Source organism: Larkinella bovis (assembly GCF_042655385.1).
GTDB lineage: Bacteria > Bacteroidota > Bacteroidia > Cytophagales > Spirosomataceae > Larkinella > Larkinella bovis.
Window position 1 is genome coordinate 172,043 of the sequence record NZ_JBHSMA010000004.1, and the last position, 25,255, is coordinate 197,297.

Consider the following 25,255-nt stretch of genomic DNA (forward strand, 5'->3'; position numbering starts at 1 on the left):
ACGAAATACGGTTAATGTATGCGGTTTTCTTCCATTCCGGAAAACCGGGCTCTTTAGAACGGATACCCAACGGCTACGTTCAGAATCAGGTTATTGCGTCGCCACGACCGGCTGCTCGGGTCGATTTCGTCGAACACCCACTGCTGGCCTTCCGGCAGCCAGGGCTTGCGCAACGGAAACGCCAGATCGAAGCGAACGACGAAATACGAGACGTCAATCCGAAGCCCCAGGCCGGTACCGACCGCGATCTGTTTGTAGAATTCTTTGGTGAACTGCGTTCCGATGCCGTAGGAACTTTTATCGGAATACATCCAGACGTTGCCTGCATCCAGAAATAGCGCCCCCTGAAAGTATTTATTGAATTTGGGGCGAATTTCCGTATTAAACTCCAGTTTGATATCGCCCCCACCGTCCTGAAGAATGACCGATCCATCCAGGTTGCGGGTATAAATGCCCGGCCCGACCGCCCGGGGCCGGAAAGCCCGGATGCTGTTGGCTCCTCCCACAAAATACTGTTTGACAAAAGGCAGTTGATCCGAATTGCCGTAGGGAACCCCTAAACCGGCAAACAGTCGATTCGCCCAGGTGATGCCCGGGGAGAGTTTGAAAAAATGGCGGCTATCAACGTCCATCCGGAAAAACTGCGAATAGGGAACGCCAAAAATGATTTCTTCTCCCAACCCGTTGACCTTGCGGGTTAGTTGCGAAGCCAGATTCCCGGCGGGTTCGACGTTTACGCTTAGGCGGTACGTATACGCCGTCGAATTCCGGGGTGATGAACTGAGGTTATAGGTATACAGCGAACTCAGAATAAGCTGTTCCGAACGCAGAATATTAATGTACTGCTGCCGCGTAGCCGGGTCATCTTCCATCGCAAAGAACTTGTCGCCGTAACTGGAAGGCAATACGTAGTTAATACTAATGGGTTGAAAAACGTGTTCCATCTGCTGGTTGCTCCGCCAGCTATAGCCGAAGGTGGCCAGGAAGGAATTCAAATGGTAATACTCCCGGCGAACAATCAAATCGTACCCCAGCGAAACCGTCGTCTGGGGCAGTGTTTGCCCGCGCTGGTAGTGTTTGATCGGAATGGGCGATACGAGTCGGGGAAAAGTCAGGCTGGTCTGGAAACCGTAGCGGTAATTGGTAATGCCGCTCTGCCGCGAACCGATCTGAAATTCAAGTCCGGTATTGGCGTTGATGGTGAACAGCTCCGACCGGCCCATCACGTTGCGGTTGCGCCAGTTCAGGCTGATTTGCGAGCCCACAAGGTTGTTGGACCGGCTGGTTCCGGCCAGTTCGAACCGGGCCGATTTTTTCGGGTAAGGCGTCAGGTAATAATAAACATCCAGCACGGTCGAGTCGCCCTGTTGATCGGGTTCAAACCGGTTACGGACAAATTTGAACGAACCCACATTCACAAACCGCGACAAGGTTTGCTCCTGCGCCCGGCTGTTATAACGTTTGCCGGGTTGCAGGGCAATAATGTCCCGGAAGAGTTTCGGATTATAAACCCCGGCGGGATCAACGATCTTCAGTTTGGCGAACTCCACGGCCTGTTCCTGGGCGGTATCGCTCCGGGTAGTAGTGGACGACAGGCTGTAGTTGGGATACACGTAAATATCCCGAACGGAATAGGGCAGCAAAGCCGCCCGGGGCGTTTCGGGTTTAATGGCCAGGTAGAGCCGGGTCCGGTGGTTGCCCAGGGCGCTATCGGCCAGAACCGTGATGAAATCCGGTTGAAAATAAAAAAATCCCTGCCGTTGTAACGCCTGCGTAATCCGTTCCCGCTCCAGCTTGATGATGTCAAACCGGTACGGATTATCTTTTTTGAGCAGGGTCCGTCTCTTCACCTGCTGCATCGGTTTCCGCAGGGTCGTCGAATCCATCAGGAACGCGACCGAATCGATATAATACCGGGGCTGAACCTGCACCTGATAGACGCCGGTCGTCTGGTAGCTTTTCGAACTGTCGGGATTGTCGCGCAGCCGCCCGGAAACCGTCGAACGAAAGAAGCCTTCGTTCTCCAGAAAAGCCATCCAGATCAATGAGTTAGACGACAGGGCTTTGGCACTCGCAAAAACCGGCGCTTCGCCGAATTTCCGCCGGAACCAGGCCCGAAACCCTTTCTCCCGCTTGGGTTCACCCATCAAATAATACAAGCCGACTTTGAAAGGATAGCCAAACAGTTTCTTGTTCGGTTTCGGGCGCGCCAGCTCGGCCAGTTGCGTTTCAATCTGTTCTTTTTCGCTCTTGGAAACCGTCGAATCGACCTGCACATTGATTTCCGTACCCATATACAGCTTCTCACCGGGCGGGATGTGTCGGGCCACATGACAGCCGGTCAGCGTCAGAAAAGCAAAAATATAGCCTAGACTCTTTCTCATTGATTCTTTTTTTCCGCCGATTTGCGAAACACTTCACTCATCAGGTTATAGTCGACCGTAATGACAAATCCAACGCCGGTTTCGATGACGTAGCCTTCCAAAACCGCCTGATAATCGCTCTTGCGGTACCCCCGCAGCATATACCGCCCGTCACGGGTCAGGTTGTAGTTTAACGACAGGTTATCAAAGACTTCGTTCGGATTTCGGGTAATCGTGGAATTATTGCTCTCCAGCACAAAATTGCGGCCCACCGAAATCGTCAGCCGTCCCTGCAAAAAACTCTTGGACACGCCCACATTCAGGTCGGTCCGGGAACCCACCGTGTTGTTGACGCCCGCCGACTGGCTCGACGACAGCAGGTCGAAATTGACATCGAACCCTTTCAACAAACTGGACGCAAACTTTTCCAGCTGATCCGACAGAATTTTGCTGACACTATTCCGGGCAATTTCTTCGGTATTGATACCGCCCCCGGACGAACTGGACGAGGTTTCGGCAATAAAACCGCCCAGCACGAGGAGCCCGAAAACCTGTTTGTTCAACTGCGAAGGGTCCTGCCGCAACTGGGTCAGTTTGGAATTCACCGCGTCAATAACCGTCTGGGAAGCCAGAAAATCATCTTCCGGCATGGCAATGTCGAAGCTGATGTCGGGAGCCGCCAGCCGCCCTTTCATTTTCAGCAAAACGTTGAACGGAATTTTCTGTTTCGAGGCTGTCCGGAGTTGTTCACTCGTTTCGTTCGCAATCAGGTTCGAGGGCGTCGCCGTGGTCTGATAAACGGCGGTAATGTCGAGTTGCGCCCGTAGCGGATCGCCCGTCCAGGTGATGAAGCTGCCTTTCTGGATCGAAAACTTGCGTTTCAATACCTCATACGTCAACGAATATTCACCCTCGGTTACATCATACCGACCCAGCAGCGAAATCGCTCCACTCTGGCTGATGCCGACGTTCAACTGGGCATTGCCTCTGATGCGCAGGTTATCCCCGTTGAGTTCATCCACCACAATCGTAATCTCCGATTTCTCATTGGCTTCCAGACTCAGATCAATCTGGGCGTTGTTCAGTTCGCGGAAGGCCATGCGGGGCAGGGTTGTATCCGGTTTAATCGCTACCAGGTATTTGCGCAACGCCAGCGTGTCTTTGTGATCAATGAACGTAACGATTTCTCGCGCTTCGTTTACGGTCGAACTCTGGTCGGGCAGCACCAGCGTCACCTTGCTGCCGTCTTCCAGTTTGATTGACCCGTTAATGGTCGGGCTGGTGCCGGCCCCGCGAATGTTCAGATTAGCACTCATGGCCGCATTGCCGTACGCCAGATCGTTGTCTTTCCGGGTAGCGTTCAGGACCTGAAATTTATCGGCCCTGATGTTCAGGTTGTAGGCCACATCCGGTAGTTTCCGAATCATGATGGTTCCGTTCGTGGTCAGTGAGCGGTTCTGGGCGTCGCGGATGCTGAAATCCTGGAACGTGATGGTTTTTTCGTTAAACCGGATGGTTTCGTCGTCAATCCGGTACGTGGCATTCAGGTACGCGATGTTGAAAGCCAGCGAATCGAACGACAGGGACCCGTTCATCTTGGGTTGTTCGATCGAACCGTTCACATCAACCTCTCCGCGCAACTGACCGCTGGCCTGCCGCAACTGCCCGAAACTGAAGGCTTCGATGGTCTGGGCGCTCAGTTCATCCAGGCTGATCTTGAAATCCAATGCGTTAGCCGGATCGGAGGCTTTGTAAAAACCCGTTACCCGCGCCCGGTTTCCCGAACCCACCAGTGCCACATCCGTCGAAATCCGCTGCTCGGTTGTGTTCTCGAATTTCGCCGTCAGATTGCCCAGCGGTTTGGCCATCACGTTCAAACTGTCGACGCTGATGTTTCCGGTAAACGACAGATTCGTCAGCACGTTGCGCAGCACCACGTCGCCGTTCAACGTCCCGCCCACCATCGTCGTATCCTGATTGGCCAGTTTTGCCATATTCGTCAGGTCGATGTTTTCAACCTTCACTTCCATTGGCGCGTTCGGCTGCGGCACAATGCTGTTCACCAGAATTTTCTGCGAACCGGTCCGGAGCGAAAACCGGTCGGCCAGAAGACCGTCTTCGCTGTACTGAATATACCCCGTGGTGTCGCTGGTCCAGCGTTGGTAATTGGTCAGCAGCCCGTCGGGATTGAACCGGAACTGATACGCCCGGTCAGCAATGGCCAGATTGCCGGACAAACCGTACCACGCCCGGCCCGTCGAGTCGTCCGACTCAATTTCGAACCACAGCCGGTTTTTGACCGCTTCCGCATTCAATTTGGTGACGTTCAGTTTGATCCCGCTCGCGTTGGCGGCATTGACCTGGCCGGTTATGCCCAGCCGCCCGTTCAGCCCCGCCAGGTTCATCGTGACGCCCTGAATCTGCATTGTATCGTATTCGATCAACCCGGTTTTCAACGAAGCCGCAAAGGTTGTATCCCGAACGTTATCCACATAAGCCCGAAAGGTAACCGGGTCCATTTTGGTTAGCGCAGGCACAAAAGCCATCAATAGCGGGTGATGATTAACCGTCATATCGACGTTGAAACCATACGGCGGATTCACTGGTTTGTACGTCAGATCCGGCAGTTGGATGTATTTGCTGAACTCGCCAATGGCAATATCGCCCAGCCGCGTATAATCGAATTGCCCATCGAGTTTCATCGTGGCAAACGGAAGTTTAGCCTCCACGATTTTCCGAACGCCATCGACATCGGTTTTGACGTAAAACGAATCGAGGGGATACGTGCCCCCGTCGTACCGCACCACGGTTTCGCGGGCAACCAGAATCCCGACCGGTTTGGCCGGATCGGTAGACGCAAAATCAAACCGCATTTTTCCTTCGAGGCTCAGCGGGTCTTTGTACAGTTTCAGTTGGGTGAGATCCAGTTTCTCAATCGCCAGCCCGCCCCGCACGCTGGGAAAGTCCTGGAGCAAACCGACCTGCGTGTTCAGTGCCAGTCGGGCATTCGGATCATCCAGCGTGCTGCGCATTTGCAGCGTTCCTTCGGCCAGTCGGCCTTCGCCCTCAAAATTCTGGTAATTATAGCCCATCAACTCGGCCTGCCGGACACTAAGCCGGAAAGCGGTTTCCATGGTTTTCACATCAATGCCCCGTCCATCGACCGTCGCATCCGCCGTAATGCTCCCGATGGTTCCCTGCTGCCCGAGCCAACGCCCGGCTTCAAACCGCGCCAACGCCACTTTTCCCTTATACGCCTGGTTTTTTCCCGCCACAAAACCGCGCACGTTTCCGTCAAATTCCGCATTGCCCCAGTCGGTTTGCAGCGCCGAATTGATGTTCAGGTTATCGAGTTCGCCCCGAAAACGGCCCGTCAGCCGGAGTTTTGGCGGAATGTTGAACGAGTCCGGCAGCGTGCCTTGGGGCAGCAGTTGCTGAATATCCCGCAGTTGGGTTGATCCTTCGGTCAGGTTGATGTCCATCGCCAGCCGGTTTACATCCGTCACGTTCCGCAGTTGTCCGCTCGCCCGCAGCCGGGTACCCGACAGCATGTCTACTTCGAAGGTCGGGATGCTCAGGTTCGCCAGGGTGCCGCGCATCAGCGTATTCACCCGAATGACGCCCTGCCGGTTTTCGGAAAAAGGGGGTGTGGTGGACAGAAACGGCGCCAGTTGCAGAATATCCGCAAACGCCACCCGGCTTTGTTTCAAATTGACGCGAATGCCCACCCGGTGCGCTTCGCGCGGGCGGCTGAGTTGCCCGATGGAGTCATACCGCAGAATCAGCTGGTCGCGGAGCAACGTTTGGGGCGTCTGGACATACAGCCGGGAAACGGAGGTCAACGTGTCGCTGTATACGACATCGGCATCGAGCCGCTGGAGCGTAAAACCGCTGCGATCGCGAAACTGCCCCCCGCGAAATTTCCCGGAAATCAGTTGAGGAGTGTATTGCAGGGCCTGCGCCGTTAAGGAAAAATCCCGCAGATCGAGGTTGCCGTAATCCAGCCCGGTTTTCTGTTTCGGCTGGTTCTGGTCTTCAAACCGGATACGGTTTTTCGCCAGTGCCACGCGCCCGATGCTGGCCCGCCAGCCGCCTGAGTCGTCGGTGGCCGCGGCCGTGGTTGAAGCTGGTGAACTGGCTTTTGGAGCTGCTTTGGTCAGGATGGCGGCCAGGTCCGAATTCTCCAGTTCGATGGATTTAATCCCGACGCGCTGCCCCTCCAGATAGAGGTAATCCGCATCCATCGCCAATCGTCCGACGGTGCCTTTGGTCTGAAAATCCGCTTCTTCCACCTGCACATCCCAGCGTGCCCGGCGGACCTGCCAGCTGCCCAGTTTCAGATCGAGCGTGTCGGCCGGTGCTGCGGTCGTGGGTGTTTCCGGCGTATCGATGCCTTTATAAAGCCGGGTTGTTGCCACCAGGCCATCGACAGTGACGGTTTTCAGGTGGTAGCGGGATTTGTCCACATCCGTTTCGTCGAAATTCGCGCGCAGGCTATCCACATACGCCCCCACATCGGCCCCAACGACATCATCCTTATACCGAATCCGAACGTCTTTGAGCGTAATCCCCGCCAAACTAATGTCTAACGGAGCCGCCGTTGTATCGACCGGCTGCGGAGGGCCTCCGGTATCGAAGGCGTCGATGATGTACTGGAAGTTGAACGTCGTATCGGGTAACGTACGGTTCAGGTTGACGTGCACGTTTTCCAGTTCAATCTGGTTGAGGGTGACCCGGTTTTTGAGCAAACCCAGCATGTCGAGATCGACCCGGAGTTTCTGGCCCGCCAGCAGCGTGTCGCCTTTGGGCGTAATGAATAAAACCTCTTCCAGCCCGATATAATCGGGGATATCGTAGGTAATCCGCCCAATCCGGAACGGGCTTTTAATTTTTCCGGCTAAATAACTATTGACCTGACGGGTTACGAATTCCTGCCCCCAGGTGGTCGTACCGACTACCCAAAGAAACCCAATCACTAGAAAAATCAGCCCCAGAATGGCCAGAAAAAAAACCGTCAGAAATTTTTTCACGTCTTTTTATTGATCTCCGGATAATCTACCGCCTTGGCACGCTTTATAAGTTAATACGACGTTTAGACGACGAATGTTGAATATAGGGTCATCTTTTGACCTAAAAAATAGGATCCGGTTGCCAGTTGCTTCAAGTTACCCAATAAACCGTCCGGAACAGAATTATGTTATCGTGACGTTCCATCCGGTCACGCTTTACTTCGAAAAAACGCCTTTGGCAATCAAATACGGAATAATCAGCCAGAGCAGGCCTTTGATGAGAAAGAAGAGAAAGCCCAGCCAGCCAACGCGCTTGAGCCATATTTTAAACCGGTTGTTCATGGTATAGCGCTGCCGTTGGGTCAATGCCGTGGAAGGATGCGTTTCTGACTAGGTTCATTCATCAAAGTTAACCAACCAGCCGATCAATGAAAACCGTCTCCTGGTTTTTAAGGGTACTGGTGCAGAAACCGCACCGCGCCAAACCCATTTAACCCTAAATTTAGTTCATAAAATACTATTTCGTCCGTTTTATACCTTCCAACTGCCGGCCGAAAAACAGTCCATTGCCCTTCCGGCTGGTGGTGTTGAAAATGGACGCAAATGGGTGATTCATCCATCGCCTTTACCGGGCCGTCCGGGGCGGGTTGTTCATTTAATGGCTCGGATTTTTCAGAAAAAACAACGCCCGATGTGTACGACTTCCGCCATAAATCATTAACCTTAAACGATTAAACTCCTCAATCATTCCTAGCCATTGCTTAAACCCGTTAACCATGAAAAAAGACGAACATTTTGCGGAATCGAACAGCCGTCGTGAGACCCTGAAAAAAATAGGTTTTGGCTCCGGGGCCGGTTTGCTCGGTTTGTTCGGCGGCCTGTCCTCCGCCGAAGCCCGCGAACGCCAGGGCACGCCCTCCTACGCGAAAGCCATGCCGCCCGTCAAGATCAAATCCGTCAAAGCCATTGCGACGGCTCCGCAGGGCTCCAACCTCATCGTTGTCAAGGTCGAAACCACCGAACCCGGTTTATACGGTTTAGGTTGCGCCACCTTCACACAACGGGCCGCCGTTGTCGTGGTCGCCATCAATACGTACCTCAATGAATTCTGCGTCGGCAAGGATGTCGATAACATCGAGGACATGTGGCAATCGGCCTATGTCAGTTCCTACTGGCGGAACGGGCCGGTTTTGAACAACGCTCTTTCCGGGCTGGATCAGGCGCTGTGGGACATCAAGGGCAAGCGGGCCAACATGCCGGTTTATCAATTGCTGGGCGGGAAAGCCCGGTTTGCCATTCCGTGCTACACCCACGCGGGCGGCAACACGCCCGAAGCAGCCGCCGAAAGTGTCAAGAAATTCATGGAACAGGGTTACAGGCACATCCGGATTCAACAGGGTGGCTACGGAGCCGTTGGCGCCAATGCCGCGAACACCCAGCCCGATTTCAAAGCGGCCAATTTTGGTGGGGCCACCGACAACTACATGAACGAACAGATGTACCTGAAATCGGTGCCGAAAATGTTCGAAGTGGTACGCAAACAGTGCGGTGACGAGGTCGAGCTGCTGCACGACATCCACGAGCGGGTGCAGCCCATCGACGCGATCAACATGATCAAAAAACTGGAAGATTACCGCCCGTTCTTCATCGAAGATCCGTTTTCACCCGAAAACATGAAGTGGTTTGCCCAATTGCGGCAGGCCACGTCGGTGCCAATTGCGATGGGTGAACTGTTCAACAACATCAACGAATTCAAGGAGCCGATGGCCAATCAGTGGTTCGATTTCATCCGGATTCACGTTTCGCAGATCGGTGGAATTACGCCCGCGATGAAAGTCGCGCGGCTGGGCGAGTGGTTCAACGTCCGCACGGCCTGGCACGGCCCCGGCGATGTTTCGCCGGTCGGTCACGCGGCCCACGCGCATATCGACCTGGCGGTCTGGAATTTCGGCATTCAGGAAGCGGTTCAGTTTTCGGACAAAATGAAAGAAGTGTTCAGCGGTTGTCCCACCATGAACAAAGGCTATATGTCGGTCAACGAGGTTCCGGGGCTGGGCGTGGACATCAACGAAAAAGAAGCGGCCAAATATCCCATTACCACCAAGTCAAACTGGCAGGTCCGAAAAGCCGACGGAACCATTATCCGGCCCTAAACGGTGAGTAAGTTGGACTCCATAACCTCTTTTAAAGAAAGATTCTTTAAAAGAGGTTCGTTTAGCCTTGTACTTTTCCCTATGAACAACCCCAAGCAATCCGCCGACCGCCGAACATTCCTGAAATCCGCAGCAAGTCTCGGCGCAACGGGTGCCCTCGGCAGCGTGTTGCCCGCAGCGGTTCTGGCACAAAATCCATCGTTGCAGTCGCCCAATCCGGCCAACGGCCACGTTTTCCTGACCGAACCGTATCTGCAATATACCGGCCCGGGCTCGATGACCGTCATGTGGGTTGCCAACCTGCCTTCGTACAGTTGGGTCGAATACGGCGAAACGGATGCGCTGGGTCAGAAAGCGCACCGCGTGACGGACGGACTTGTGGAGGCCTACAACCGGATTAATAGAATTACGCTCACCGGGCTAAAACCAGGAACGACCTACAAATACCGGGTCTATTCCAAAGAAATCACGGACTTCAAACCGTATAAACTGACGTACGGTACTACGATCGACAGCGGTTTGCTGCGCTTCACCACACCCAACGAGCAGGGCGATAGCGTCAGTTGCCTGGTGCTGAACGATGTGCACGACCGGCCCGAAACCATTCCGCACCTGCTGACGCTGAAGGGAAACGATCCGGTTGATTTTGTCTTTCTGAACGGCGATCTGTTCGATTTCCAGACCGACGAAAAGCAACTGATCGATCACTTGCTAAAACCGTGTTCGGCCAGTTTTGCCAAGGAAACTCCGTTCCTGTTCGTGCGGGGCAACCACGAAACCCGGGGCAAATACCGCAGCGAGATTCACCAGTATTTTGCCAATCCGGAAGGCCGAAACTATTACAGTTATACCTGGGGACCGGTTCATTTTACCGTGATCGACACGGGAGAAGACAAACCGGATGCCGAACCGGTTTACGCCGGAATCGTTGATTTTGATGCCTACCGGCAGGAACAGGCCCGCTGGGCCGATCAGGTGATGCAAAGCCCGGCCTTCAAAAAAGCCAGGTTCCGGGTGGTTTTTATGCACATCCCGACATTCTACCACAACAACTGGCACGGCCCCACGCACTGCCAGCAGTTGTTTACGCCGTTGTTCAACAAGCACAAAGTCGATCTTTGCATCAGCGGCCACACGCACAGATACGGCGTTCACGAACCGGTGGCCGGTCAGCATAATTATCCGGTCATTATTGGCGGAGGGCCGAAAGATGGCAACCGGACCCTGATGAAACTCAAAGCCAATCGGAAAGAACTGCACCTGAGCATGCTACTCGACGACGGCAAAGAAGTGGGTTCATATCACTTGACGGCCAAACGATAGACGGTTTCGAGCCTGAAGAAATCTGGGTACCTGCTGATACCTGTTGGCGTTTTGACAATCGGTATCAGCGGGCACACCATTTGTTTGGCTGCTTTCTGCATGATCAGGCCGTTAACGCATCCGTTTAAAACCGACTTGTTGCCCTCCTGCAAATTCACCCCGACGAACACCTTTCATGACTTACTGATTATCCACGCTTTGATGAAGTGAAATCTTAACACGCTGTTTCTCGCGGCCCTGCACGAGTTCAAAATCGTATTTCCCCTGCGGAAGCTGGAACAACACCTGCTGCATGCCGTCGGCATAAGCTTTGTTATCGATCAGTTTCCGGACTTCCCGCCCCGCTTCATCAAAAACCGCCAGCGTGATAGCTGCACTGCCTTTTGTGGCGAAATCCAGCACGTAAGCGCCCCGGTCGGGGTGTTTCCAGAGATCAATGTAGCCGGTCCGAAAATCGGGCGCGTAGCTGTAAAAACCGGTCGGGTACGCCGGTTTCCGGATGCCCATCTTACTTAAACCCGCCCAGAGCTCCGGCGTTTTTTCGCCCAGTTTCCAGAGCAGACCAGAGCGGTAATTTTCCATCATGACCACAATCGGCCCCTGATCGATGGCCAGGTACTGGTTGGAATACCAGTTCAGCCCCTTGTTGTAGGCATCGTAAAAACCGTAGGGCCCAAACAGGCGGCTCCCTTCGCGCAGGTACAGATTCCGCAATACCTGCATCGAGTAATAGGGCGTGTACGGAAAAGCCGACAAAGCCGCCGTCGGGCTGATCGTGCCGTTGTCGTTCGTGGGCGAATGGGCGTCGTAGAAATTGTAATCGTCGCTGGCCGTCAGCCCCCAGTTACCGGGGCCGTAACCAAACATGGCCTGGCGCGGTTGCAGGCAATGGGCCCGGTTGATGAGCGTATGATGGAGGTTCTGCTGCCAGTAATTGGTCTGTTCGTCCTGCATCAGTCGCGGATCAAGGCTCAGGTACGAATAATGCGTGAAGAACAGCGGCCCGCCCATTGGAAAACCAAGCGGCAGTTTGTAACCGAAATACGTCTGGTTGTTGGCATAATGGTCACTTTGCTTGTAGGTATTCTGGTAAACTTCCGGTTTGATGGCATGCGTCGGCGAGCCCAGCGCCAGTACGTAGGTGATGAAGGTTTCGTCATGCCCGCGAATGGCGTGGTTCATCCGCCATGCATGGTTCGGTGACCAGTGCCAGAACAGCTTGCCATCCCGCACGTACCAATCCCATTCGACCTCCCGCCAGAGTTTGTCAATCCGCTGACGCAGGTCTTTTTCGGGGGCGGTACTTCCGTCGAAATAGGTTCGGGCGCTCAGCAGACCGTTGACCAGGAAAGCCGTTTCGACCAGATCACCGCCGTTATCGTGTTCGGAAAACGGAACGACCTTGCCCGAATTTCCGTCGAGCCAATGCGGCCAGGCCCCGTGAAACCGGTCAGCTTTTTCCAGAAAACCGACCATTTTCTGCAGTTGCTGCACGGCTTCGGCCCGGGTCACCCAACGGCGGTCGGCCGCGGTTACAATTGCCATAATCCCAAAACCGGTTCCGCCGGTCGTAACAATGTTGGGCGTGGCCGTGCGCTCAGGAGCCAGTCCCGAAACCGGGTGGGCAAAATCCCAGAAGTACCGAAACGTAGCCTTCTGAACGGTTTCAAGATACTCGCTGTATTCGTTGGCCAACGGCTGCGAGCTTTCGTTCGCTGGCTGGGCAAAACCGGGCGTCAGCCAGCCCGTAATCCAGAAAAGGAACAGTACTTTTTGGTGGAATTTCATACGCGCATCAGACTAAAGGGAACAACTCATTCATCATAGGGTAGGACTTTGGAACGCCAGCTTTTTCAGCCCTTGTTTTACTTCAGGGGCACTCATCACCAGTTTCCAGAGCAGTTGCGATCGGTGGTTTTCGATCATTACGATGATCGGTCCCTGATCGATCGCCAGAAAAGAATCGGCAAACCAGATGGTGGAAAGATTGAAGGCATCGACAAAACCGTAGTTCCGCCAGATTCGATGCCCTAGTTTGTCGTAGAAAAACCGCAGAGCCCGCATCGACTCGGTCGGCGTATACGGAAAAGCCGACAAAGCCGCCGTCGGGCTGATCGTGCCGTTGTCGTTGTTCGGTTCGTGGGCCGCATACCCGTTCGGATCATCGCTGGCGGTCAGGCCCCAGCAATTCGCGCCATAACCGCTGAATTTCCCCGGATTTGCCAGGCAATACGCATAGTTGATCCGCGAATGAGCCGTATTCTGCTCCCAGTAATTGGCATACGCATCGCTTAAACCGCGCGGATCCAGGCCCAGAAACGAATACTGGGAGAAGAACAACGGCCCGCCATTCGCTGGCCCCAGGGGCAATCGGGTATCGTAATACCGGTTGCCATTTTTCATCGTACCGTTCTGCGCCCAGGAAGTATCGTACACGGTTTTTGAAATCGCATACTGATTCGAGGAAGCCGCCAGGACATAGGTAATCAGAGCTTCGTTCCAGCCCCGAATTGGCAGGTTCATCGCCCAGTGGTAGGTCGGCGACCAGTGCCAGTACAGATTCGTTTCGGCCCCGTTTTTAGTAAACCAGTTCCATTCCACGGCATTCCAGAGGTCGTTGATCGTTTTTCGCAGCGTTATTTCGTCGGCCTGCTGGCCGTTGAAATACTGCCGGGCTGCGAGCAAGCCCTGCATCAGGTACGAGGTTTCGACCAGATCGGCACCGTCATCCTTCTGGCTGAACGGAACGGTTTCGCCGGTGGCTCCGTTGAGCCAGTGCGGAAAAGCACCGTGGTAGGTTCGGGCTTTATTTTTCAGAAAATCCGTCATTTTCAGCAGCCGCGTAAGTCCCTCCTGCCGGGTGATGAATCGACGATTTACGGCCACCAGGATCGCCATCACGCCAAAACCCGAGCCGCCGGATGTCACCACATCACCCGATGAATTCCGCTCCCGCGCCAAGCCCGAAACCGGGTGGGCGAAATCCCAGAAGTACCTGAAGGTTTGTTTCTGGACGAGATCGAGCAGCGCCGAATCGCTCAGGACCGGAAATTTATCCGTGGTATCGATCCCGGTGACGAAGTTGACCGAGATTGAGTTATTCAGTGCTTTTTTTTGCCGCGAGAGCAGCGAGGTTTCGACATTCAGCGTATAATTCGTCAGTTCGGAGAGGTTGTTCTGCGGGATAATGACGATGGTAGTATCGTTCCTGACAAATCCGAACGTAAGCGGAATGGATTGCGAACCCGCTTTTTCGGTCAGTTTGACGGATTTTGCCACTGATTCGCGGTCAACCGGAACGGAAAAGGCAAGACGAATCGCGGGTGAGGCAGAAACCCGCGTAAAACCCAGCTGGTTGGCAGCGATTCCATCCACCTCAATCGATTCGTAATAAAAGGCGTCAGGGGTCACCTCCTCCTGCCTTGGCTGACAGGAAACCGCACTTACCCAAACAATGATGAAAATGAAGTATTTCATTGCATTCTCAGGAACAAAGATCAGGAGGTTGCCGGGCCTTGCGCTGGCATCCGGTTTATCGGAACCAACCGTCCCTGTCTCTTATTTTTCCTATATTTTCTTTTATTTTTCGCATCCCAAAGGTAGATAGTACGGTTTTATTTGGCGAAAAAGGGGCTACATCACTACTACATCATCCAGCAAAACCAAACCTGTTTTTGCCAAAAGTGGCTTTTACAACCGATGTAGATGGTTTTTTCACGGGAAAGCAACCCTTTGGCGGTTGTCGGAGTCTTCCTTTAAACCCCAACAGGAATGAAAACCGTATCCTTGCTTACGTTGGCCCTCCTTTTCAGCGACTGTCTGTGGGCACAAACACCCTGGCAGAAAACACTCGGTCTGAACCTTGTCCTTCCGCCCAACGCTCATACCCTTGAGTTTACATCGGAATGGAGTCCCACCCCGGCGTTTGCGTTGACGCTGAATGCCGGCTATACCTACAAGGCCTCTTTTCGGGGAGCGGGTAAAGTATACGACGGGGTTAAAAACCGGCAGAGTTCCGGGGCTTTCTTCAAACTGGGTGGAAGAACGTACCTGCTGAGCAGGAGAAATAAACAGCCCCGGATTAATGTATTTTTTGGGGCCCAACTGATCGGTTCGCAGTATCGCCAGACTGCCACCGTTGACGTGATCGATCCGGGCTTTTCACCCAATCCGCCGGACCCGCATCCGCACGTTAACGGTTTTCTGTGGGGGGCCGGACTTTCGGGCGGTCTAACGCTCTGGCTGGCGAAACGGGTCGCGCTGGATGGTGGGATACAGTACGGATTTCAGCCTCTGCGGACGGATTACATTGGCCGCCGGATTTTCAATTACCAACCCGGTTTTGGCCTCAGCCGATCGGGTCAGCGCGTGACGAGTCTTCAGGGCATTCTGGCGATCAAATACCGCCTGTAGACCCGCTTCCAGGTCATAAAAAAAGGCTTCCCGACGGGAAGCCTTTTTTATAAAAAATCGAATCGCTCGGATTAGAACCGGAAATGCGAGAATGCCTTGTTGGCTTCGGCCATCCGGTGGGTATCATCCTTCTTCTTCACGGCAGCGCCCTCACCTTTTGCTGCGGCTATGATTTCCGCTGCCAAACGATCAACCATGGTTTTCTCACCACGCGAACGGGCATACTTGATCAGCCATTTCATGCCTACTGATACTTTACGATCAGGACGGACTTCCGTTGGAACCTGGAAGGTTGCACCACCAACCCGGCGGCTTTTTACCTCAACTGAAGGCATTACGTTGTTCAAGGCCTTTTTCCAAACTTCCAGCCCGTTGTCGTTGGTTTTTTTCTCAACCAACGCCAGAGCGTCATAGAAGATGGAGTACGACAGGCTCTTTTTGCCTTCGTACATGAGGTTATTTACAAATTTCGTTACCAGCGTCTCCTTGAATTTCGGATCGGGTAAAACGTATCTTTTCTTTGGTTTTGCTTTTCTCATGATCTTCAGATGATGAATCTTACTCTAAGCGTTGTGCATCATTAGCAACGCTCAGTTCCTCTTCAGGAGCGATTATTTTTTCTTTTTAGCGGGTGCTCCTTTGGTTGGTGCCGCTACCTGACCCGGTTTCGGGCGTTTCGCGCCGTATTTCGAGCGAGCCTGTTTCCGACCGTTTACACCGGCCGTATCGAGCGCACCGCGAACGATGTGATACCGTACCCCCGGAAGGTCTTTCACCCGGCCACCACGAACGAGAACGATCGAGTGCTCCTGCAGGTTGTGGCCTTCGCCCGGAATGTAGGCGTTCACTTCTTTGCCGTGTGACAAACGCACACGGGCGACTTTACGCAAAGCCGAGTTTGGCTTTTTGGGAGTGGTCGTGTACACACGCGTACACACGCCACGGCGTTGTGGGCAAGAGTCCAGCGCCGGTGACTTCGACTTGAAAGTCAGCTTTTCACGGCCCTTGCGTACTAATTGTTGTATCGTAGGCATTGTATCAGAATGGGTATTACTACAGTCCTCTGGAAAATTAGGAGTGCAAAATTAGCTAAATCGGATGGAAAACCAAAATACTGACAGAATTATTTCACGAATACCGTTGGCTATGACGGTTTTAGGCTTCACCGATGGGCCCGCCAAACTGCGTTGGAAACCGGAAAGCGTCCTCGGCCCCATTGATGCTACCGTAGGCATCCTCAAATTTCCGGATGTTGTCCTTCAGGGCCGTTAGCAGGCGTTTGGCGTGCTCGGGAGTCAGAATAATCCGCGACTTTACTTTCGCCTTCGGAATCCCGGGCATCAGTCGAATGAAATCGATGATAAATTCGCTGTTGGAGTGCGCGATCATGGCCAGATTGGCGTAGATTCCTTCCGCAATCTCTTCCGTCAACTCGACATTGATCTGGTTGTCCTGATCAGATAATTGGTTTTCCATCTTTTTGTTTTCTTAAAATCAAACCTGTAAAACCGGCTACGGTTTCCCGTAGTTCCCCGACAAGGGGCGGTTAATTTTCAAGCAAACCCGCTAATCTGTCAAACAATACGGTGACGGTCGATGGCTTGAAAGTTATTTTTAAGGCAAAACAGGGTCAGACCTTCCGGCCTGACCCTGTTCGCGCCTATGGACTTACCGGTTGTTAAACCGTTTCGCGTCGTTTAGACCGCGTGAATTTCTCACGGGTTTCCACAAACGTTTCGTATTCCTCTTTCGAATTGACGATGATGTTGTTGTACCGCCGGGCCCCCGTACCAGCCGGGATCAGGTGGCCAACCAACACGTTTTCTTTCAGCCCTTCGAGGTAATCGGCTTTACCACGGATCGAAGCTTCGCTCAATACCTTGGTCGTTTCCTGGAACGAAGCCGCCGACAGGAAGCTTTCCGTACCCAGCGATGCCTGCGTAATCCCCTGCAGCGTCGGTTGTGAAACCGCCGGCATGGCATCCCGCACCTGCACCAGCTTCATATCCCGGCGTTTCAGGCTTGAGTTTTCATCGCGCAGACGACGAACGGAAATGATCTGACCGGCTTTCAGCGTGTCTGAATCGCCCGGATCGGTTACGACTTTCATGTTCATGATCTTGTCGTTTTCGTTCCGGAACGTCCATTTATCCACCGACTGCATATCGAGGAAGATCGTATCGCCCGCATCCATGATCTCAACTTTCTGCATCATCTGACGAACGATCGCTTCGATGTGCTTGTCGTTGATTTTCACACCCTGCAGACGGTAAACTTCCTGAATTTCGTTCACCAGGTATTCCTGAACAGCCGTGGGGCCTTTGATCGACAGAATATCCGACGGCGTGATGGCGCCATCCGACAGCGGGTCACCCGCCCGGACGAAGTCGTTGTCCTGCACCAGAATGTGTTTCGACAGCGGTACCAGGTATTTCTTTCTGGTGCCGTCTTTCGACTCGATATAGATCTCACGGTTACCCCGTTTGATGGTACCGTACGTAACGACACCGTCGATTTCGCTAACGACCGCCGGGTTCGACGGGTTCCGCGCTTCGAACAATTCCGTTACCCGCGGCAGACCACCCGTAATATCGCGGGTTTTACCCACGTTACGGGGAATCTTCGCTACCGGCTGACCGGCTTTGATATCCTGGCCATTTTTCACGACCAGACGGGCGCTTACCGGCAGGTTATACCCTTTTTCGGTCGTATCTTCCAGCAGGGTGCTGGTGCCTTTGACCACAATAGCCGGGTTTTTGGTTTTATCGCGGCTTTCGATGATCACCATTTCCTGGAAGCCCGTTTGTTCATCAAACTCTTCGCGGTAGGTAATGGCTTCTTCGATCGCTTCAAACTCCACCGTACCCGTCAATTCCGACAAAATAACGGCATTGTACGGATCCCAGGCGCAAAGCTCATCGCCTTTTTTAACCAGGACATTTTCTTTAACCCGCAGGAAAGCACCATACGGTACGTTGTTGCTGATCAGGACCAGATTCGGGTTCGCCGGATCAACGATCTTGATTTCGCCGGAACGTCCCATGACGACCGTAATCGGGTTGCCTTCGTTATCAACCGACTCAACCGTCCGCATTTCTTCGAACTGCACCAGACCGTCGAATTTAGCCCGGATCGACGCATCGACCGCGATGTTGGACGCCGTACCACCCACGTGGAAAGTACGAAGCGTCAACTGCGTTCCCGGCTCACCGATGGATTGCGAAGCAATTACCCCCACGGCTTCACCGATATCGACCATCCGCCCCGTGGCCAGGTTCCGGCCGTAACATTTCGCACAAACCCCTTTCTTGGACTCGCACGTCAACACCGACCGGATTTCAACGGTTTCGATGCTGGTTTCGTCGATGGCAGCCGCAATTTCTTCGTTGATTTCGCTACCACCAGCCACAATCAGTTCCTTGGTCAACGGATTGTAGATATCATGCACCGTCACCCGGCCCAGAATCCGTTCCGACAGCGGTTCAACGATATCCTCGTTGTCTTTCAAGGCCGAGATCTGCAGCCCCCGCAGCGTACCGCAATCATCTTCTGTAATGATTACATCCTGCGCTACATCGTGCAGACGGCGGGTCAGGTAACCGGCATCGGCCGTTTTCAAAGCCGTATCGGCCAACCCTTTCCGCGCACCGTGCGTCGAGATGAAGTACTCGAGTACGTCCAGCCCTTCCTTAAAGTTCGACAGAATCGGGTTTTCGATGATCTCACCCACCGAACCTTGCAGGTTCTTCTGTGGTTTGGCCATCAAACCCCGCATACCGCCCAGCTGACGAATCTGTTCGCGCGATCCCCGGGCACCCGAGTGCATCATCATGAAGATCGAGTTAAAGCCCTGCTGATCGGCTTCCAGCTGCTTCATCAGGGTTTCCGTGATCCGGCTGTTGACGCGCGTCCAGATGTCGATCACCTGGTTATACCGCTCGTTTTCCGTAATCAGACCCATCAGGTAGTTATTCCAGACGCCTTCCACTTCCTGCTTGGCTTCCCCAATCAGTTGTTCTTTCGCATCCGGCACTTTCACATCGCTCAACCCGATGGACAAACCGCCTTTGAAGGCCATCTGGAAACCGAGTTCTTTGATATCGTCGAGGAACTGTGCGGTTTTTGAACCACCCGAGATCTTGAAGATATACGAAATGATCTGCTGGAGTTTTTTCTTCGTCAGCAGTTCGTTGATATAACCCACTTCTTCCGGCACCGACTGGTTGAACAACACCCGACCGGCGACGGTTTCGATAATTTTCGTTTCGAGCTCGCCTTTCTCGTTCCGAACCTTCGTCCGAACCTTGATATTGGCGTGCTTCGATACTTTCTTTTCGTTGATACCGATGATCACCTCATCCGCCCCGTAGAACGTCATGCCTTCACCCGCAATCGGGTATTCCGGGGTGCTCTTACGACCTTTCGTTACGTAATACAGCCCTAACACCATGTCCTGCGAGGGTACGGTGATCGGGGCACCGTTGGCCGGGTTCAGGATGTTATGCGATGCCAGCATCAGCATGGAGGCTTCCAGAATGGCTTCCTGCCCGAGCGGAACGTGTACGGCCATCTGGTCACCGTCAAAGTCGGCGTTGAAAGCCGTACAGACGAGCGGGTGCAGCTGGATCGCTTTTCCTTCGATCAGTTTCGGCTGGAACGCCTGAATACCCAACCGGTGCAGCGTTGGAGCCCGGTTCAGCAGAACGGGGTGTCCTTTCAGTACGTTTTCCAGAATGTCCCAGATAATTGGGTCTTTCCGGTCAACGATTTTCTTGGCTGACTTTACGGTTTTTACAATACCGCGTTCGATCAGTTTCCGGATAATGAACGGTTTGAACAATTCAGCCGCCATATCTTTCGGCAAACCGCACTCGTGCAGTTTCAACTCCGGACCCACGACGATAACCGAACGACCGGAGTAGTCAACCCGCTTACCGAGCAGGTTTTGACGGAACCGTCCCTGTTTCCCTTTCAGCATATCGGAGAGAGATTTCAGAGCCCGGTTTCCTTCCGAACGAACGGCGTTCACTTTCCGCGAGTTGTCAAACAGCGAATCGACCGCTTCCTGCAACATCCGTTTTTCGTTCCGCAGAATCACCTCCGGCGCCTTGATCTCGATCAGGCGCTTCAGACGGTTATTCCGGATAATCACCCGGCGGTACAGATCGTTCAAATCGGAAGTGGCAAAACGGCCCCCATCCAGCGGAACAAGCGGACGCAGTTCCGGCGGAATCACCGGCACCATCCGGATCACCATCCATTCCGGCCGGTTTTCGACGCGGGTGTTGGCATCCCGGAAGGCTTCCACCACTTTCAGGCGTTTCAGAGCCTCGGCTTTGCGTTGTTGCGATGTATCGGTCGCAGCCGCGTGACGCAGGTTGTACGATAATTCGTCCAGATTGACCCGCGACAGCAGGAGTTCGAGCGCTTCAGCGCCCATTTTCGCAATGAATTTCTGCGGATCCGAATCCGGCAGCAGTTGGTTACCACTCGGCAGTTTATCGACAATATCCAGGTATTCGTCTTCCGTCAGGAAGTCCAGATCCTGAATGCCATCTTCGCCTTTGATCCCCGGTTGAACGACGACGTAGCGTTCGTAGTAGATAATCTGGTCGAGCTTTTTCGTAGAAAGACCGAGCAGGTATCCAATTTTATTAGGAAGGCTCCGGAAATACCAGATGTGTGCCACTGGAACAACCAGTTCAATGTGACCCATCCGTTCCCGACGCACTTTCTTCTCCGTCACTTCGACCCCACAGCGATCGCAGATAATGCCTTTGTAGCGAATACGTTTGTATTTACCACAATGACACTCCCAGTCTTTAACTGGCCCGAAGATTCGCTCACAGAACAAACCGCCCATCTCAGGCTTGTAAGTCCGGTAATTGATGGTCTCCGGTTGCGTCACTTCACCATACGAACTCTCCAGAATGGACTCGGGCGAGGCCAGGCTGATCAGCACTCTGGAAAAGTCGCTGTTGAGCTTCTTATTCTTTTTGAATGACATTGGATGGAGTTTTATTGGGTGAAAATATTCTTATAGCCGCTTTTCACCCACCGACAGGCTCGCCGGTGGGTGGAAAAACCGGCTGTTGTTAATCCATCGTAACCTCAAGGGCCAGACCGCGCAATTCGTGCACCAACACGTTGAACGATTCCGGGATGTTGGGTTTCGGCAGGTTTTCGCCTTTTACGATGGCTTCGTAGGCTTTGGCCCGGCCCACCACGTCATCGGATTTCACGGTCAGGATTTCCTGGAGAATGTGCGAGGCCCCGAAGGCTTCGAGCGCCCAAACCTCCATCTCACCAAACCGCTGACCACCGAACTGCGCCTTACCACCCAGCGGTTGCTGCGTAATGAGGGAGTACGGCCCAATCGAACGGGCGTGCATTTTATCGTCAACCAGGTGACCGAGTTTCAGCATGTAGATAACACCGACCGTAACCGGCTGATCGAAACGCTCACCCGACAGACCGTCGTACAGGTATGTCCGGCCAAACGAGGGCAGACCAGCGGCATCCAGTTCAGCGACCACCTGCTCTTCGGTTGCTCCGTCGAAAATCGGCGTCGCATACTTGCGACCCAGTTTCAGACCGGCCCAGCCCAGAACGGTTTCGTAAATCTGACCGAGGTTCATCCGGGAAGGTACACCGAGCGGGTTCAGTACGATATCCACCGGCGTTCCGTCTTCGAGGAACGGCATGTCTTCGTCCCGAACAATCCGGGCCACAACCCCCTTGTTTCCGTGACGACCGGCCATCTTGTCACCCACTTTCAGCTTCCGCTTCTTGGCCACGTAAACTTTCGCCAGTTTCACGATACCCGCCGGCAGTTCATCCCCGACTTCGAGCGTAAACCGTTCGCGTTTGAAGCGGCCGGTGATTTCGTTCCGACGGTTGTTGTAATTCTTGACCATCTGCGTCAACAGCTTGTTGGTATGCGGATCGTCAGTCCAGCCTTCGATCAGCAAATCGCCCAAGAGGTTAACTTCTTCCGGTACGGAGTAGCTACTTTCGTCGCGGTACGAGTTTTTATCCGGGAACAGGTTATCCGTGATGTTTTTCCGGGTAAACTTAACGCCCTTGCTCGTAATGTTGTCACCGAACTTGTGGTTGATGCCCTGCGACGTTTTGCCTTCCAGCAAGGCCGTCATCTTGTTGATCATCTTCTCACGAACACCGACCAACTCCCGGCTGTAGCGTTTCATCAACGCCTTGATTTCATCCTTATGCTTCGAACGCTCGTCTTTATTCGGACGCGAGAACAGTTTGGTATCGATCACGACCCCTTTCAGCGACGGCGGTGCTTTCTTGGAAGCATCCTTCACGTCACCGGCTTTGTCGCCAAAGATGGCACGGAGCAGTTTTTCTTCCGGCGTCGGATCGCTCTCCCCTTTCGGCGTAATCTTACCGATCAGGATATCGCCTTCCTTCACTTCCGTACCAACCCGCACAATACCGTTCTCGTCGAGGTTCTTCACGGTTTCTTCCGAAACGTTCGGAATTTCCGCTGTCAGTTCCTCTTCACCGCGTTTGGTATCGCGTACTTCCAGTTCGAACTCTTCGATGTGGATCGAGGTGAAGATATCTTCGCGGACAACGCGCTCCGAAATCACAATCGCATCCTCAAAGTTATATCCCTGCCAGGGCATGAAGGCCACCTTCATGTTCCGACCCAGGGCCAGCTCGCCACCTTCCGTTGCGTAGCCTTCGCAAAGCGGTTCGCCTTTCTTCACCTTCTGCCCTTTCAGCACCATTGGCTTCAGGTTGATGCAGGTATCCTGGTTCGTCCGGCGGAACTTGATCAGATCGTACGTTTTCAGATCGTCGTCGAAGCTCACCAGCCGCTGATCGTCGGCCAGATCGTAGCGAACCACGATTTTGGTCGAATCCACAAACTCGATCACCCCGTCTTCTTCGGCAATTACCAGCGCGCGGGAATCGATGGCAACGCGTCCTTCCAGACCCGTTCCGACGATTGGCGCCTGCGGCCGCAACAGCGGAACCGCCTGCCGTTGCATGTTCGATCCCATCAAGGCCCGGTTGGCATCATCGTGTTCCAGGAACGGAATCATCGAAGCGGCCACCGAAACGATCTGGTTCGGTGCAATGTCCATATACGTGACACTCGTCGGTTCCGACATCGGGAAGTCCCCTTCAAAGCGTGACTTGATGCGGTCTCCCAAAATCGTTCCCGCCTTATCGACCTGCGTATTGGCCTGGGCGATGTAGTGCGTATCTTCTTCTTCGGCCGTCAGGTACTTCACCGGTTGATCCTGGGCAACCTGTCCACTGTCAATAATCCGGTACGGAGTTTCGATGAAGCCCATGCTGTTTACTTTGGCGTAAACGCAAAGCGACGAAATCAGACCGATGTTCGGACCTTCCGGCGTTTCAATCGTACACAGACGACCGTAGTGCGTATAGTGAACGTCACGCACCTCAAAACCGGCCCGCTCCCGCGACAGACCACCGGGCCCGAGTGCCGACATCCGACGCTTGTGCGTCACTTCGGCCAGCGGGTTCGTCTGGTCCATGAACTGCGATAGCTGGTTGGTTCCGAAGAACGAGTTGATCACCGAGGACAGTGTCCGGGCGTTGATCAGATCGACCGGTTTGAAATCTTCGTTATCGCGAACGTTCATCCGCTCCTTGATGGTGCGGGCCATCCGCGCCAGACCGACGCCAAACTGGGCGTACAATTGCTCCCCTACCGTCCGGACGCGCCGGTTGCTCAGGTGGTCAATGTCATCAACAACCGCTTTGGAGTTGATCAACCCGATCAGGTATTTCACGATGGATACGATATCCTCCGTGGTCAACACCTTCGTATCGGCAGCAACATCCAGTCCCAGTTTCTTATTAATCCGGTACCGGCCAACATCACCGAGGTCATAGCGTTTGTCCGAGAAGAACAAGCTCTGGATAATCTCGCGGGCGGTTTGCTCGTCCGGGGCTTCCGTGTTCCGGAGTTGCCGGTAGATTTGCTCCACGGCTTCTTTCTCCGAGTTGGAGCTATCTTTTTGCAGCGTATTATAAATGATGTTATAATCCGCCACATTCATATCTTCCTTGTGCAGGATAATCGATTTCTGACCGGAATCGGTGATGGTATCCAGGTGGTCAGCCGTAATGACTGAATCCCGCTCCATCAATACCTCGTTCCGGCTGATCGAAACGACTTCTCCCGTATCCTCATCCACAAAATCCTCCGTCCATGTCCGCAGAACCCGGGCTGCCAACCGACGACCCACCACTTTTTTCAGGTTGGCCGGTGTTGCCGGTATTTCTTCGGACAGGCCGAACAGGTCCAGGATTTCCTTATCCGAGCCAAAGCCAATGGCACGCAGCAGGGTCGTTACCGGAAATTTCTTCTTCCGGTCGATGTAGGCGTACATGACGTTGTTGACGTCGGTCGAGAATTCAATCCAGGATCCTTTGAACGGAATAATCCGGGCGGAATACAATTTCGTACCGTTGGTGTGCTTGCTCATGGAGAAGAACACGCCCGGTGAACGGTGCAACTGCGAAACAATCACCCGTTCTGCGCCGTTAATGACGAACGACCCTTTCGCCGTCATGTACGGAATGTTTCCCAGAAATACTTCCTGCTCGATGGTTTCGAAGTCTTCGTTATCGGCATCGTTGCACGAAAGCCGCAATTTGGCCTTCAGCGGTACCGAATACGTCAGACCCCGGTCAATACATTCGTCAACGGAGTATTTCGGCGGGTCAACCGAATAATCAATAAACTCCAGCACAAAATTTTCGCGGGAGTCTGAAATCGGGAAATTTTCTTGAAAAACTTTAAACAAACCTTCTTTCGAACGATTATCAGAAGGGGTGTCTAACTGAAAAAAATCTTGGAAAGATTGTATCTGAACATCCAAAAAATCCGGATATTCGATCACTGGTTTGATTTTCGCAAAGCTTATACGCGTGGTTGTTTTCGTAGCCAAGACCTCGTTGCGTTTAGTTATAGTGATCGATAGTA

General features: G+C 53.5%; 13 protein-coding genes. 3 read left to right on the top strand and 10 right to left on the bottom strand.

Annotated features, from left to right (window positions below):
* Window positions 1-53: 53 nt before the first annotated feature.
* The 3 genes from tamL to ACFPMF_RS14625 all read right to left on the bottom strand — a co-directional run bounded on the left by tamL (window position 54) and on the right by ACFPMF_RS14625 (window position 7,738).
* Window positions 54-2,384, bottom strand: a complete 2,331-nt coding sequence (gene tamL, locus ACFPMF_RS14615; protein ID WP_379846275.1) for a translocation and assembly module lipoprotein TamL — start codon at window positions 2,382-2,384, stop codon at window positions 54-56.
* Entirely contained in the window at window positions 2,381-7,393 is a 5,013-nt protein-coding gene (locus tag ACFPMF_RS14620; protein WP_379846278.1) for a translocation/assembly module TamB domain-containing protein, read from the bottom strand. Before ACFPMF_RS14620 ends, tamL begins: the two co-directional genes overlap by 4 nt.
* 195 nt (window positions 7,394-7,588) lie before the next feature.
* Window positions 7,589-7,738, bottom strand: a complete 150-nt coding sequence (locus ACFPMF_RS14625; protein ID WP_379846280.1) for a hypothetical protein — start codon at window positions 7,736-7,738, stop codon at window positions 7,589-7,591.
* 410 nt (window positions 7,739-8,148) lie between these two features.
* On the opposite strand from ACFPMF_RS14625, the gene ACFPMF_RS14630 reads away from it, so the two are divergent.
* A complete protein-coding gene (locus tag ACFPMF_RS14630; RefSeq protein ID WP_379846282.1) occupies window positions 8,149-9,525 on the top strand; it encodes an enolase C-terminal domain-like protein in 1,377 nt (458 codons plus the stop codon).
* Window positions 9,526-9,606: 81 nt separating this feature from the next.
* Window positions 9,607-10,848, top strand: coding sequence for a metallophosphoesterase (locus ACFPMF_RS14635; RefSeq protein WP_379846284.1), 1,242 nt, complete (start codon window positions 9,607-9,609; stop codon window positions 10,846-10,848).
* A 180-nt stretch (window positions 10,849-11,028) separates the two neighbouring features.
* On the opposite strand, the gene ACFPMF_RS14640 is transcribed toward ACFPMF_RS14635, so the two are convergent.
* Both ACFPMF_RS14640 and ACFPMF_RS14645 read right to left on the bottom strand, forming a co-directional pair.
* Window positions 11,029-12,636 (bottom strand): glucoamylase family protein, encoded by a 1,608-nt coding sequence (locus tag ACFPMF_RS14640; protein WP_379846286.1) that lies wholly within the window; start codon window positions 12,634-12,636, stop codon window positions 11,029-11,031.
* A gap of 33 nt (window positions 12,637-12,669) precedes the next feature.
* Complete coding sequence (locus ACFPMF_RS14645) at window positions 12,670-14,325, bottom strand: glucoamylase family protein (protein WP_379846288.1); 1,656 nt, start codon at window positions 14,323-14,325, stop codon at window positions 12,670-12,672.
* A 294-nt stretch (window positions 14,326-14,619) separates the two neighbouring features.
* Between ACFPMF_RS14645 and ACFPMF_RS14650 the strand changes: the two genes are divergently transcribed.
* Window positions 14,620-15,261, top strand: coding sequence for a hypothetical protein (locus tag ACFPMF_RS14650; protein ID WP_379846290.1), 642 nt, complete (start codon window positions 14,620-14,622; stop codon window positions 15,259-15,261).
* 71 nt (window positions 15,262-15,332) lie between these two features.
* On the opposite strand, the gene rpsG is transcribed toward ACFPMF_RS14650, so the two are convergent.
* From rpsG to rpoB, 5 genes are all read right to left on the bottom strand, one after another.
* Window positions 15,333-15,800 carry a 30S ribosomal protein S7 gene (gene rpsG / locus ACFPMF_RS14655; protein ID WP_379846293.1) on the bottom strand — a complete coding sequence of 156 codons (468 nt, stop codon included), beginning with the start codon at window positions 15,798-15,800 and terminating at the stop codon, window positions 15,333-15,335.
* Window positions 15,801-15,872: 72 nt separating this feature from the next.
* Window positions 15,873-16,295 (bottom strand): 30S ribosomal protein S12, encoded by a 423-nt coding sequence (rpsL, locus tag ACFPMF_RS14660; RefSeq protein ID WP_379846295.1) that lies wholly within the window; start codon window positions 16,293-16,295, stop codon window positions 15,873-15,875.
* A gap of 121 nt (window positions 16,296-16,416) precedes the next feature.
* A complete protein-coding gene (locus ACFPMF_RS14665; protein WP_379846297.1) occupies window positions 16,417-16,737 on the bottom strand; it encodes a DUF3467 domain-containing protein in 321 nt (106 codons plus the stop codon).
* Window positions 16,738-16,939: 202 nt separating this feature from the next.
* The gene (gene rpoC / locus ACFPMF_RS14670) at window positions 16,940-21,268 is read right to left on the bottom strand and encodes a DNA-directed RNA polymerase subunit beta' (protein ID WP_379846299.1); all 4,329 of its coding nucleotides are present in this window, start codon (window positions 21,266-21,268) and stop codon (window positions 16,940-16,942) included.
* 88 nt (window positions 21,269-21,356) lie between these two features.
* On the bottom strand, window positions 21,357-25,220 hold the full coding sequence (gene rpoB / locus ACFPMF_RS14675) for a DNA-directed RNA polymerase subunit beta (protein ID WP_379846301.1): 3,864 nt from the start codon (window positions 25,218-25,220) through the stop codon (window positions 21,357-21,359).
* Window positions 25,221-25,255 lie beyond the last annotated feature (35 nt).